Annotated in this window: 15 protein-coding genes and 1 tRNA gene; 10 read left to right on the top strand and 6 right to left on the bottom strand. The window is 38.4% G+C overall.

What is annotated here, in order from left to right; all coding sequences use genetic code 11:
• Positions 1–20 precede the first annotated feature (20 nt).
• The 3 genes from PHU20_RS19760 to tgt are packed head-to-tail and all read right to left on the bottom strand — an operon-like array spanning position 21 to position 3,107.
• On the bottom strand, positions 21–908 hold the full coding sequence (locus tag PHU20_RS19760) for a DMT family transporter (protein ID WP_274827137.1): 888 nt from the start codon (positions 906–908) through the stop codon (positions 21–23).
• Positions 895–1,974: an LptF/LptG family permease gene (locus PHU20_RS19755; RefSeq protein ID WP_274827136.1), complete on the bottom strand. Its 1,080-nt coding sequence runs from the start codon at positions 1,972–1,974 to the stop codon at positions 895–897. The genes PHU20_RS19760 and PHU20_RS19755 overlap by 14 nt, the downstream gene beginning before the upstream one ends.
• Before the next feature lie 2 nt (positions 1,975–1,976).
• Entirely contained in the window at positions 1,977–3,107 is a 1,131-nt protein-coding gene (tgt, locus tag PHU20_RS19750; protein WP_274827135.1) for a tRNA guanosine(34) transglycosylase Tgt, read from the bottom strand.
• Between the two features lie 360 nt (positions 3,108–3,467).
• On the opposite strand from tgt, the gene PHU20_RS19745 reads away from it, so the two are divergent.
• The 4 genes from PHU20_RS19745 (at position 3,468) to PHU20_RS19730 (ending at position 5,848) form a co-directional block, all read left to right on the top strand.
• Positions 3,468–4,049, top strand: coding sequence for an outer membrane beta-barrel protein (locus PHU20_RS19745; protein ID WP_274827134.1), 582 nt, complete (start codon positions 3,468–3,470; stop codon positions 4,047–4,049).
• A 348-nt stretch (positions 4,050–4,397) separates the two neighbouring features.
• The gene (locus PHU20_RS19740; RefSeq protein WP_274827133.1) at positions 4,398–4,772 is read left to right on the top strand and encodes an RNA-binding S4 domain-containing protein; all 375 of its coding nucleotides are present in this window, start codon (positions 4,398–4,400) and stop codon (positions 4,770–4,772) included.
• A complete protein-coding gene (locus PHU20_RS19735) occupies positions 4,756–5,340 on the top strand; it encodes a methyltransferase (protein ID WP_338040906.1) in 585 nt (194 codons plus the stop codon). Before PHU20_RS19740 ends, PHU20_RS19735 begins: the two co-directional genes overlap by 17 nt.
• Before the next feature lie 10 nt (positions 5,341–5,350).
• Entirely contained in the window at positions 5,351–5,848 is a 498-nt protein-coding gene (locus PHU20_RS19730; protein WP_274827132.1) for a phosphoribosyltransferase family protein, read from the top strand.
• Here PHU20_RS19730 and PHU20_RS19725 read toward each other — a convergent pair.
• Positions 5,840–6,355: a shikimate kinase gene (locus tag PHU20_RS19725; RefSeq protein WP_274827131.1), complete on the bottom strand. Its 516-nt coding sequence runs from the start codon at positions 6,353–6,355 to the stop codon at positions 5,840–5,842. The two genes, PHU20_RS19730 and PHU20_RS19725, sit on opposite strands and share 9 nt — an antisense overlap.
• A gap of 146 nt (positions 6,356–6,501) precedes the next feature.
• Between PHU20_RS19725 and PHU20_RS19720 the strand changes: the two genes are divergently transcribed.
• From PHU20_RS19720 to PHU20_RS19695, 6 genes are all read left to right on the top strand, one after another.
• Positions 6,502–6,574: transfer RNA gene (locus PHU20_RS19720), tRNA-Lys, on the top strand.
• Between the two features lie 244 nt (positions 6,575–6,818).
• Complete coding sequence (locus PHU20_RS19715) at positions 6,819–8,039, top strand: site-specific integrase (RefSeq protein WP_274827130.1); 1,221 nt, start codon at positions 6,819–6,821, stop codon at positions 8,037–8,039.
• A 247-nt stretch (positions 8,040–8,286) separates the two neighbouring features.
• A complete protein-coding gene (locus tag PHU20_RS19710) occupies positions 8,287–9,129 on the top strand; it encodes an RteC domain-containing protein (RefSeq protein WP_338040905.1) in 843 nt (280 codons plus the stop codon).
• Positions 9,130–9,439: 310 nt separating this feature from the next.
• Positions 9,440–9,721 carry a helix-turn-helix domain-containing protein gene (locus PHU20_RS19705; protein ID WP_274827128.1) on the top strand — a complete coding sequence of 94 codons (282 nt, stop codon included), beginning with the start codon at positions 9,440–9,442 and terminating at the stop codon, positions 9,719–9,721.
• A gap of 7 nt (positions 9,722–9,728) precedes the next feature.
• Positions 9,729–10,466 carry a lysophospholipid acyltransferase family protein gene (locus tag PHU20_RS19700; RefSeq protein WP_274827127.1) on the top strand — a complete coding sequence of 246 codons (738 nt, stop codon included), beginning with the start codon at positions 9,729–9,731 and terminating at the stop codon, positions 10,464–10,466.
• Complete coding sequence (locus PHU20_RS19695; protein ID WP_274827126.1) at positions 10,467–11,129, top strand: P-loop NTPase family protein; 663 nt, start codon at positions 10,467–10,469, stop codon at positions 11,127–11,129.
• A gap of 260 nt (positions 11,130–11,389) precedes the next feature.
• Here the strand turns inward: PHU20_RS19695 and PHU20_RS19690 are convergent, their stop codons facing one another.
• Positions 11,390–12,352 (bottom strand): endonuclease/exonuclease/phosphatase family protein, encoded by a 963-nt coding sequence (locus tag PHU20_RS19690; protein WP_274827125.1) that lies wholly within the window; start codon positions 12,350–12,352, stop codon positions 11,390–11,392.
• A 164-nt stretch (positions 12,353–12,516) separates the two neighbouring features.
• Positions 12,517–12,804: a YciI family protein gene (locus tag PHU20_RS19685; protein ID WP_109654957.1), complete on the bottom strand. Its 288-nt coding sequence runs from the start codon at positions 12,802–12,804 to the stop codon at positions 12,517–12,519.
• Positions 12,805–13,362 lie beyond the last annotated feature (558 nt).

Genomic DNA, 13,362 nt, shown 5'->3' with positions numbered 1-13,362 from the left:
AACTTAGGGAACCCTATCGTTTACTTATTTTTTTTCATGTCGATTTGCTTCAACACCCCATTGGCCACGACGGTAAGTAAAATGATGACCCCTCCGAGATAGAACAGTGGTCTCATTTTCTCATCATCCCCCAATATCATGAAAGCCAAGATAATGCCATAAACCGGTTCAAGGTTGACGGTAAGCACGACCGTATAAGGAGTGATATTACGCATCACCTTTACAGAGGTAATAAATGCAAAGGCCGTACAGGCCGAAGCAAGGATCCCGATATATATCCAATCCGGGATTGACAAGGTAAAGAATTCCCGGGTAAAACCGCCTTGAAAAACCATAAACAGGGACAAGAACAAAACCCCACTACCCAATTCATAGAAGGAAATCACGGAAGGCCTTTGTGATTTGATCAACTTTCCGTTCAATAAGGTAAAAATAGCGGATAAAAACGCCGCTATCAAGGCCAGGACAATACCCTCGAAATAATCGGTTTCAACCTGGAAGATCAAATAGAGTCCCACAATCACGATCAGGCCGAATCCGATCTCATAGACGATTATCTTCCTTCCATACCAGATGGGCTCTAAAAAGGCCGTAAAAAATGCAGCGGTTGACATCGTAGCCAAGGTCACGGAAACGTTGGACACCTTAATGGCCTTAAAGAAAGCTATCCAATGTAAGGCAATGGTAATGCCCCCTACGACCATCCAAAGCAATTCTTTTACAGAAACGCTGAGCGATAGCTTCTTATAGCGTATATACAGCAAAATAAGGAGCGATGCGATGCCCATGCGGTACCAAACCAAGGGTAACGCATCTATGGTGATCAACTTCCCAAGGATGGCCGTAAAGCCCCAGATAAAAACGATCAGATGAAGAAGTAGGTAATCCTTGAGCTTATCGTTTGGCATGTTGCAATAGGTAAAAAGCTAAAATACCGAAAACAATATTGGGTATGATCACCGCCATTAAAGGTGAAAAACCGGTCTGTTGTGCCAAGGTACCGAATACCTTGTCGAAGAAAATATAAATAAAGGCCACCCCGATACCGAAAGCGAGGTTAATCCCCATTCCCCCACGTCTTTTGACCGAAGAAACGGCCACGGCAATGATGGTCAGGATAAATGCCGTCAATGGCAAGGCCCATCTTTTGTATTTTACCAACACATAACTGTTGATGTTCGAAGCTCCTTTCCTTCTTTGGTCCTTGATAAACTTATTGAGCTCAAAGAGGTTTTTGGTCTCGGCAATATAGGAAACCGGGGTAAGGTCTTCAATCTTAAAAGCGAAGAGGGTATCCAACCTATTCTTGGTTTCCAGAATAGCCGAATCGCCGACCATCTTTCGTTTGGTATACTTGACCAATCGGTAAATACTGTCTTTGTCTATCCATCGTATGCTATTGGCCGATATTTTAAAATCCAAGGTATTATCATCGTTGAAGCGTTCAAAAGTGAACTTATTGGCATTCTTCCTGGCTGGATCAAAACTACTCACATACAGAAAATCATTTTCATTCAACTGATTGAAAATGTTACTTGTGATCCTATCCTTCTTCCCTTTTTTGAGGTATTTATATTTAAACTCATTATACCCCTTACTGGCATTGGGTACAATGAACATGGCCATGACCAGCATTGTTCCCGCAATGATGGTGGCCCCTATGAGGTACGGCCTTAAAAAACGTCCATAGGATACCCCTGAACTTAAAATAGCGACGATTTCCGTATTACTCGCCAACTTGGAGGTAAAGAAAATAATCGATAGGAAAAGGAATATGGGAAACAATAGACTACCGATATAAATCGTGAAATTTATATAGTAAATGATAATTTCATTGGTAGGGGCATCATTATCGATCATTTTACCGATCTGTTCCGCCAGGTTCGCCATTATACCTATAGGGACAAAGAGCAACAACATCACCGCAAAAGTGACTAAATACCGCTTTAAGATATATTTGTCTATGATACTCAATGCTATAACCTTTTATCCATTTGTTTGACCATGGTATTTTTCCAAGTGGTAAAATCCCCAGCTAAAATATGCTTTCTAGCCTCACGGACCAACCATAGGTAGAATCCCAGATTATGGATCGTAGCGATCTGCTTGCCCAAATATTCATTGGCAGCGAACAAATGCCTTAAATAGGCTTTTGAATATTCCCTATCAACAAACGTAGTTCCCATTTCGTCTAAAGGGGAAAAATCATCTTCCCATTTTTTATTCTTTATATTGATCGTCCCATGGGCCGTAAAAAGCATCCCATTCCTGGCATTACGGGTAGGCATAACGCAATCGAACATATCCACACCCAGTGCGATATTCTCCAGGATATTGATCGGGGTACCAACCCCCATCAGGTATCTGGGCTTATCTTCCGGCAATATATCGCATACCACCTCGGTCATGGCGTACATTTCTTCTGCAGGTTCACCGACCGATAGTCCACCAATGGCATTCCCCTCTGCTCCCGCATTGGCGATATATTCCGCTGATTGTATTCGTAGGTCTTTGTAGGTGGATCCTTGTACGATCGGAAAAAAGCTCTGTGAATAATCATAGGCGAACGGGGTTTTCTCCAAATGCGCAATACAGCGGTCTAACCACCTATGGGTCATATGCATGGAGCGTTTCGCATAATTATAATCACAAGGATAAGGCGTACACTCATCAAAAGCCATGATGATATCGGCCCCGATAACGCGTTGGATCTCCATTACATTTTCAGGGGTGAACATATGCATCGAACCATCGATGTGCGATTTGAACTTAACCCCCTCTTCCTTGATCTTACGATTTGCGGATAAGGAATAGACTTGATATCCTCCACTATCGGTCAAAATATTCCTGTCCCAACCCATGAATTTATGCAAACCACCGGCTTGTTGAAGAATTTGGATTTTTGGACGCAAGAATAAATGATAGGTGTTTCCCAAGATGATATCCGGGTCTATCTCTTCCTTTAATTCCCTTTGATGTACCCCTTTCACCGAAGCTACCGTACCGACAGGCATAAAAATAGGGGTTTGTATTACCCCATGATCCGTTACCATTTTGCCTGCACGGGCTTTACTCTGTGTATCTGTATGTTCTAATGTAAACTGCACTGTATGGTTTAAAGTGGCAAATATAAACAACTACCCATCATAAAGTCCTTAACTAAAAAATAAAGTTGCCTATTTTTTATGGGATCGCCTAGGTGCATACCCCTACAGACCTTCTCTTTTTATCAAGGGTGCCCGTTTTTATAAAAGACAGTTTAAAACATTGTTACTGAAGCCATAACACGTAAATCCCGGACCTTGGATTGACCGATATGGCCCATGGATTTTAAATTGATATGGCTTGATGTAACAATAAAGAAATCCCCTTGTCGTTCTTTTTGTATTAGGCAAAAACAAAAAGTGGCATTTTTATTGTACTGAAATTTAACCCTGAATCTAGTTCAGAAAAAAAACAAACACATTATGAGAAAAACGATTTTATTGGCAATCATTGCTTTGACAAGTCTTACAACGTTTGCCCAAACCGAATCCGGGTTCGGAATCAAAGGAGGACTTAACTACAACGCAAATGGCGATTATTTTGAATCTACGGGAGAAGCCGCGCGCAACCCCGACAGGAATGTAGGCTACCATTTCGGTATTTTCGGAAAAATAGGCAACCGCATGTACCTACGCCCCGAATTGGTCTATACCAAGACCAAATCCGATTATGATGGGGACAAGTTCGATATAAGCAAACTGGATCTTCCCTTATTGGTAGGTGCAAAGATCATTGGGCCACTGCACGTATTTGCCGGTCCTGCCTTTCAGTATATCCTGGACACCGAATTTGAGGGTATAACCATTAACGACATTGAAAATGACTTCACTGTTGGCGTGAACATCGGGGCCGGGCTCAATTTGGGCAAGTTAGGTATCGATTTGCGCTATGAACGCGGTTTTAGTGAAAACGAAGCCACTTTCGTCGGCAATCTTGGAAGCGGCGCAAGCAGAATAGATGCCAGACCTGATCAGTTGATACTCAGTTTGTCCATCAGCCTATAAAAAACAACACCTCATTATTACAAACCATCCCCGACGGATATCCCATCGGGGATTTTTTTATCCACTATTCAAATCCCTTCAGTGATCCAAGTTCAGACAGGGATTGTTTATATTCCCCTAATATCAAAGGCAGATTCCCCCTCGAGGAAACATTCCCGTCTTGACCCTAAAGGACCTCCATGACTTTTAAAACATGGATTCCAAAATCCCTTGGGAACACTCTTCTACCGATTCCACTGTTGAAACCAAGACCAAATGGGCAAAACGAAAACCTTTCGGATAAAGTCACTAGATACAATTTTATGTATTTTTGCCTTACTACCCTAATCAAGGAATTTAGAATAGACGATGCGCATTGACAAATACTTATGGCACACCCGGTATTTCAAGACAAGGAATATTGCCTCGACGGCATGCAAAAAAGGACAGGTAAAAGTAAATGGGCAAGTGGTAAAACCCTCCAGGGAAGTTTATCCTTCGGATGAAATCACGGTTCGCAAGAATCAAATAAACCTCCAATTCACTATTTTGGATATTCCCTCGAATCGGATCGGGGCCAAATTGGTGGATATGTACAGAAAGGATACCACCCCCAAAGAGGCCTTTGAAAATGAAGAACTCTTAAAATATGCCAAGTCCTATTACCGTAAAAAAGGCACGGGCAGGCCAACGAAAAAAGATCGTAGGGAAATTGACGACTATCTAGATGATGAATCTGAATAAGACCTATTGGGATGCTGCCTATGCCCGTGACGAAATCGGGTGGGACATTGGGTATGCATCACCCCCCCTAAAAGCGTATGTCGACCAACTAACCGACAAAAGCATTAAAATCCTTGTCCCCGGAGTTGGGAACGGTTACGAGGCAGAATATCTTTTCAACAAAGGGTTTACCCATACCCATGTAATCGACATTTCGGCCCAACCCCTTCATAATTTAAAAAACAGGGTCCCCACATTCCCTGAAGACCAATTGTTGCATATGGATTTTTTCGACCTGGAGGATTCGGGGTTCGACCTGATCCTTGAGCAAACCTTCTTTTGCTCCCTACCGCCCTCCAAACGGCAATCCTATGCCATAAAGATGCATGAACTTCTTGCGCCAAAGGGAAAACTGGTCGGACTCCTTTTTAACACCACATTTTCGGGTAATACGCCTCCTTTCGGAGGAAATGAAAAGGAATACCGTGCTATTTTTGATGGTTTATTTTCGATCAAGGTGTTAGAAACCGCATATAATTCCATTAAACCAAGAAAAGGTAATGAACTGTTCTTTATCTTTGAAAAGTAAATCGAGTACCATGCAGAACAAAATATTATCACATCAAGAAATACAACACAAAGTACGTCGTATTGCTTACCAAATATATGAAGCCAATGTTGCGGAAAAGCAAATCGTTCTGGCGGGGATTGATGGTGGTGGATTGAAATTCGCAAAAAAAATACAGCATGTCCTTCACAGTATCACCGATGCTGAAATTACCCTTTGCAAGGTCACGATGAACAAAAAGAATCCGTTAGAGGGTGAAGTACGGACTTCGATTCCCGCTTCCGAATACGAAAATAAATCGGTGGTTCTGGTCGATGATGTCCTGAATTCAGGTACCACATTGATCTACGGGGTCTACCATTTTTTAAAGAGTCCGTTGAAACAATTGAAAACTGCCGTCTTGGTAGACCGTAACCACAAAAAATATCCGGTAAAAGCGGATTTCAAGGGTATATCCTTATCCACCTCCCTACAAGAACATGTACATGTGCAGTTCAAAGCGAAAGACGATATGGTCTATTTAGACTAAAAGCTTTTCGATTTCATTTACGATCGCCCCTACGCTTTTTCCATCGGTATGGAGGGTATGCGCGGCCTTGGCATAGTACGGATTGCGTTCAAAAAGATGCTTCCCTATAAATTCGGGCAGTTCCTCATCCGGAATATTTGCGATTAACGGCCTATGGGCCTTTTGGGGCGACAATCTATCAATGAGCCCCCCAATGGTCAATTTTAAGTAAAAAACATTGGGAGTGGCCTTGAGAATGGTTTCCATGTTTTTTCCATAACAAGGGGTTCCCCCACCAGTTGAAAGGATAAAATCTTCGGGGCCGTTTAAAATTTCTTCCAAATATTTATTTTCTTTTTTTCTGAAATAAATTTCCCCCTTTCGTTGAAATAGCCCGGATATATCCAATCCCTCCTTTGTTTCAATATAATCATCTAAATCCAAAAACTTAATATTCAAACGATTGGCAAGTGATTTACCAATAGTTGACTTACCACTACCCATGTACCCGACCAAGACTATTTTCACGATTTTAATTTGATTTTGAATGTTCCCATTGCAATTGATTTCAAAGAAAATCAAAATTTCTTTAAAATAGGCTTGTTAAATAAACAAATGATCTTATATTTGCAGCCGCTAAGCAAGAAACTTAGTAACGTTCTAAAAGACATTTTGACCTGGTAGCTCAGTTGGTAGAGCATCTCCCTTTTAAGGAGAGGGTCCTGGGTTCGAGCCCCAGCCAGGTCACTGAATCGGATATCATCCGAGACCAAAACCCTGCTAATTTTATGATTAGCAGGGTTTTATGTTTTTAGAGCTTTCATTTTATATGATGTTATTTGGTTTTAAAAGTTCACAAATCGTCAACATTTTTTAAAATCGTCAACATAACTGTCAACAGTTTTATAAATTGAGCTCTTAATTCAAGAAATTTTGCATTGTTGATTTGACTTTCGTCTCACTAATTGTTTAACCATTAAGACGAAAAAACATGCGAACTACTTCAACATTTTCAATTCTATTTTGGACGTATGCCGGACGAGCCAAAAACAACAAAACGAACATTTATGCCAGAATAACGGTAAACGGCAAAAAAATCAATATCAGTTTAAAGGCAAAAGTGAATGTCAATGCCTGGGATTCTAAACGACAAAAGTCCAAAGGCAATAGCGTAGAATCCAGAACAGTCAATCTCTATTTGGATGAAGTAAAGGCAGACCTTGTACAGTGTTATAGGGACCTAAAACAGGATAATCGCGTGCTCTCCCCACAACTTATCAAAGCAAGATATTTGGGCGAAGATAAAAAGGTCCATAGTCTCCTTGACATATTCGACTATCATAATGAAACACTTTCAAATAAGTTAAGTGCCAAAACACTTTGTCACTACCGTACCAGCCAAAAGTATATTTTAGCTTTTGTGGCAAAAAACTTCAAAGCTACCGATAGGTACCTGCGAGATTTGGATTATGCCTTTGTATTGAGCTTTGAAAGTTTCCTAAGATCATATCAACCCAAACACTATCAAGGTAAGATTGGGAATAATGCCGTTATGAAACACATTCAAAGGCTACGGAAGATGGTGACCTTAGCCTATCATCTGGAATGGATAGAACGGGATCCTTTTGTCAAATTCAAACCGAAACTAGAAAAAAGGGAAAGGGAGTTTTTAACGGACTCTGAACTTGAAAGTATCCGAAACTTAAAACCTAATATTGAACGGCTTTCTGTCGTCAAGGACTTGTTTATATTCAGTTGCTACACCGGAATATCATACGGAGACATAATAAAATTGAACAAAGACCATATAGTTCAAGGCGCGGACAATAATTATTGGATCATGGCTACTAGAAATAAAAACGGAAATCCATTTAAAATACCGTTACTCCCCATAATAGAATCACTGATCCAAAAGTATGAAGAACATCCTAGAACCAGATTTACAGGTAGTCTTATGCCCAATATTTCCAATCAAAGATTGAATAGTTATCTTAAAGAAATTGCCGATTTATGTGGTATAAAGAAGAACCTAACTTTTCATATGGCCCGCCACACTTTTGCAACAACGGTAACTCTAAGCAACGGGGTTCCCATTGAAACAGTCTCAAAACTTCTTGGACATAATAAATTGTCAACCACCCAAATTTACGCTAGGGTAATTGAAAAAAAGGTCAGTGAGGATATGAATGCTTTGAGGGAAAGATTGAAATAAAACTTCTAAACACAAAAACAGGTATTTTGATTTATTCTAATTTTTAATACCAACCACTAAAATTGAGGATACTTTAATTTATTTCATTCAAACCTTAAAAAATTACGAAAAAAAACAACAATTAACATTATTTAACATATATTTACTATAAGAATTATCCTAACAAGGATCACTTTTGCTATTTAGGTTTCTTGCCCCAAATGCCAATACAGAACTATAATAACACATTATCCATTCTGTAAATGGGATGCCTATGGGTCTAAAATTACAAGCTACGCAACTTTCAGAAAGGCTTAAAGTCATAAGTGCTCGTGTACCGTATACCTCTAAAGATATCAATACGGCTATTATACTATGCCGCAATCAATTGACAAACTTCCAGAGTAGAATTCTGAATGAAGACTTTGATTCAATTACATCTGAAATTGAATTTTTTAAGGAAATCAAGCAAATACCTATGAACAATCTAATTTACTTTTCAGAAATTCGGTCCTTGGAATTGCATTATCCCAGGGCCAATAAAGAGAGGCAAGAAGGTTATTTAAGGAGACGAATGGATAAAATAAATAGCTTTTATATCCATAACCTTGATTTCATAGAGTATATCAATACAGGTAAAACACATTTGGATGAGCAATATTTTACCCGAAGACACCTTGATGAGCATATCATTACGCATACTAAATTCTATTATCTTCATCCGGACTTTAATACCAGTCACGATCTTCAATTGGCTAAATTAAAAGCCTACCAACGATTGATAAATTATTTATATAGCAAACTAAATCTTCTTGAAAATCCACTTGAACTTGCACTTCATAAAAAAAGGTCGTTACATGAATTACAATGGACCGCTACAAAAATTGCTTTGACCGAATTGGTTTATGCATTGTACCATAGTGGATCTATCAATAATGGCAATGTTGATATCAAGGAGATAGCAGAAGCTTTAAGTCAATTATTCAATATTGATCTCGGGGATTATTATAGAACGTATTCAGAAATTAGGTTACGAAAAAAAAGCAGGGCCAAATTCTTAGAGAAACTTACATATTCATTGTCCACTAAGATGGATTCAGAAGATAAATAAATTAGCCCCTACCCTAGACATTAACAAGATTTCAAAATTACCCATGTTCCCACCAACATGTGGTATTCATTTATAGCTAATGAATAAAAAGATCTGCAATGCTTAATGCTATCATTCGAGATAAATATTCCCTAAAAAAAGTTCAAAGTACCCCTATTTTGTAAATGTTAATTTTTGACCCAACTTGGGTTCAACTTGTGAAAAACTTCAAACAAATGCCCACAGATTTGCATATCGAAAGTCAAATCAAGTCAGGGGCTATCATTAAAAATTCGAAACCAGATGGCCCCTTTCTATAAAAAACACTACTATGCCAACATCGATTATTACAACAGACGATCTTCGGGACTTTAAAATGGAATTGCTTGATGACATCAAAAAATTACTTACCCAACATGCATCAGGAACAATCAAGAAATATTTAAAGTCCTCTGAAGTTATGGAAATGCTAAAGGTAAGCCCAGGCACTTTACAGAACCTTCGTATCAACGGCACATTACCCTATACCAAAGTCGGCGGGATTATTTATTATGATAGCGATGAAATTCATAAGGTAATGCTCCACAATCGAATCAATCTTAAAAATGAGTAAGGGTCATATGAACTACATCAGTCAATTGAATTCCGTTTTTGAAAAGTTCTATTTTGATGATCGTTTAAATCCATCCCACCTTAGCCTTTATTTGGCACTTTTCCAAGAATGGAATCGTTGTCGTTTTTCGAATATATTTTTCATAGACCGAGGGGAGCTCATGAAAGCATCCAAAATTGGCTCAAAATCAACCTATCATCGCTGTATTAGAAATTTAGATGAGTGGGAATATCTCTCCTACTTCCCTTCGAACAACCCGTTTAAAGGAAGTATGGTTAAGATGGCCATTATTAGGGCAAGTGATGAACAGGATTCCGGACGGTACAATCCCATGTTAGAACAGCTTGCGGAACAGTACCGTCCCATATCGGGACAACCGCTGGACTTCAAGAGTCCTATGAGTGAACAGGCATTGGTATCTAATACAAACAATAAAAAACATAAAACAAACAATAAAAAAGCTAAGCTTCCAAAAAATGTAAATGAGGTTTTGATATTTTTCGCAAAAATGAAATGGTCTTCCCTTGAGGCGAAAAAATTCTACAACCATTACAACGCTATCGGATGGAAAATAGGTGGTAGAACAATAATTACAAATTGGCATTCCACTGCAGAAAATTGGATACTAAAAGGCCAGGAAATCAATACCCATTATAAAAATGCCAAAACGAAAAAACAAAAACACAACGAAGATGAAGATTTTCTCAAAATCAACAAGGAAAAAAATTATAGCGAACCTCTCTAGATGCAACAAAGAAAACCACATATCATTGTCGAGGGTAGTTTGGAATATGCTCTGGGAAGTCTTGAAGGTCATAAAATCTGTTATGACTTCCCCAAAATTTTGACTTATCTTGATGCTAAGGGCAAACTCTTATTCGGAACGCAATTCAAAATTCATGAAGAAGACAAAGCTATTCTTTTTAAATTGAGCAATTACTTTATCCGCGATTTTGAGAATTGTAGGAAAGCGGGGATTGATCCGGACAAAGGTATTTTGCTTTCAGGCCCGGTGGGCTGTGGTAAGACTAGTTTGATGAAGTTGCTACGACATATCGTTCCCCACAGGAAGGCCTATCAAATTATTCCTGCCAGGAATATCGCGTTTGCTTTTAACCATATCGGGTATCGCATTATTGAAGATTATGGTGATAGTAATTTTTATTGTTTTGATGATTTGGGAGTAGAACCTTTAGGGCGTTATTTTGGGAAAGATTGTAATGTTATGGGAGAAGTCATTCTATCCCGTTACGAGCTTTACTTAAGAAATAGAATATTGACCCATGCCACAACCAATCTCAATGCCATGGAATTAGAAGAGCGCTATGGTGAACGAGTGCGTAGTAGAATGCGTCAAATGTTTAATTTAATAGCTTTTGATAAAGAAAGTTCGGATAAAAGGAAATGATATTAATTGAAAATATTGATCTTTTATTTGAATTTTCAATTCTGTTTTGGTTTGCAGAGAAAGTGTCCTAACTCTGCACTTATTTGAATACTACTTTCTTGGATGCCTATGTTGAAACTACTTCCATTTTCTTTTTACCCTTGACCGTTTTCTTCTTTCTGTTAAGATAGCCGATGTTGCCGCTATGACCCAAAAAAAAATGACATTAAGAGGTAATTCCAAAGCATTCTATTCATTCCATTTTAGTTTGTATTCTTTATTTAAACTTTAAATTCTACCCACAGAGGATAATGGTCTGATATATGCCAAGAAAGGCTGTTTTTGGTCAATCCACGATTTTGAAGAGCGAATGGAACGAAGTCGTAATTGCCAGCATTCAAAAAATCCATTGAAAGTTTTGGCCCGTTTGGAGAACCATCGAACCAAGCGATCTGATCATAATATTTGGTTTTGTCAAATATGGACCGTGTAACTTTTATGTTTTGAAGCTCTGGAGGTACGTATAACCCTTCTGATAAAAAAGTTTTATCCAATAGGTCTCCACGCTCATCTATATTGAAATCCCCTAAGGCAATCAGGTCATGATGATATGCGTTCATGCTATTTGCCCAACTTGAAAGCCATTTCGCAATTCCCTTTAACTCTTGGATCCTACTTTTTGGACTGCTCCCGTATAATATATGCAAAGTCACCAAAATAAAGGTATGATCACCGGATTGGAAGCTCACAGCGTAAGGAGATCGTACAAATTGTTTAGTCAAAGCGTTATCCTTAATTTCATTCTCCCATTCTTCAGGTACGACCAATTCACCGGCAAGTCCGGAAAGTTGTACCCTTCTAGTGTCAAACAAATATGCCATACGCTCCCCATTACCAACCTTTCCCTTATTTACATCTGTCAGTATCAAAGACCAATCATTGCCAAGTAGTTTTAGGGTATCCCGTAGTGCCCTTATATTGTCTTTGACCTCCTGCACCGCAATAACATCGAACTTTTTGATTATCTCTGTGATGCACATAATAGAATGAAGATCACGTTTGGGGGAGTCATGATCATCGGAATCCCATTTGCGTGTTAAATTTCCGAAGGCTCGGATGTTCCAAGTAGCGATCAGTAAATTTTGATCAAGTTTTTTTGAAGGGATTTTTTGGTGTAGGTCGGCTCTTAATAAATCAAGGTTTTCTCTGACTTCAATTGGTGGTATGTCGGTTATGGAATTCATGTTTTGAATATAAGCCATTTTCAAGAATGCCTTGAAACAATCAATAATATTTAGAAATTTGTATATCCTTTATTTAAACTTTTCTTCCCTCTCGATAACTATCGGGACTATTGGAATGGACTAGGGCTTTTCATAGGATACATTGTTCTTTGTTCGTGCTTTTTTCATTCCATTAAGAATTTCAACTCATCACAAGTTTTGCTCGGTACAAATTCAGTCAGTTCATAATCCGCTAAATCATTTTTCTTGAAAGGGTCTTTACCAGTAATTTTCTCCAACTCAGATTTAGATTCAACATTTGATAATATTATTCCGCCTGTTCTTGGTATTTTTCGTCCTGAAGCAAGAAAGTGTCCTAATTCATATTGTTCATTGAGGAATTCAATATGCTCATTTAGAAATTGGTCGATTTTTTCAAGTTCGGTTTTATAAGTCAAGTTTATAATGAACATTTAGATCTTTGTTTTAGTTCGTTTTTAAATTTAATTTGCGTTCTAATTGGGTATGACACACAACGGTTTAGCTCGTATGTTTGGTTATAGTTTATTTGAGCTATTATAAAGATACTGATTTGGATTCTTAACCGTGCAAGAAAATGGAAAGGCTACTGTAGCTTAGAAAAGCAATAGAACAAACCTTAATTATTTTTTGAGTAAATAACCTTATAGTGGGTATAAACTCGAATTCTCACTAGTATTCTATAGTTTATTTCTGTATTGGTTTGCCGAGAAAGTGTCCTATCTCATCCTTAATCAATTACCTTCCTAGAATCAAAGTTAATCAATTCTACTTTTAAACAGTTCTATTTAATGGGAGGAGATCAGTTAATTTCAGGGAAGGTTACAAAGCAAAAGACACACCCTGGGACGCTGTTCTTACGGGTAGCGTGGTGTGTACTGTTATGTGCAAAACTACAAATTCCTATACTTTTCGCATCGTTTATTTGAACTTTTAATTCTATTCTGGTTTGCCGAGATAGTGTCCTATCTCATCGTTTATTTGAAATTCAC

It is taken from the genome of Maribacter polysaccharolyticus (assembly GCF_028882255.1).
Classification (GTDB): domain Bacteria; phylum Bacteroidota; class Bacteroidia; order Flavobacteriales; family Flavobacteriaceae; genus Maribacter_A; species Maribacter_A polysaccharolyticus.
Note: the sequence above shows the minus strand (reverse complement) of the source record. Positions and strands in the feature narration are given on the sequence as shown.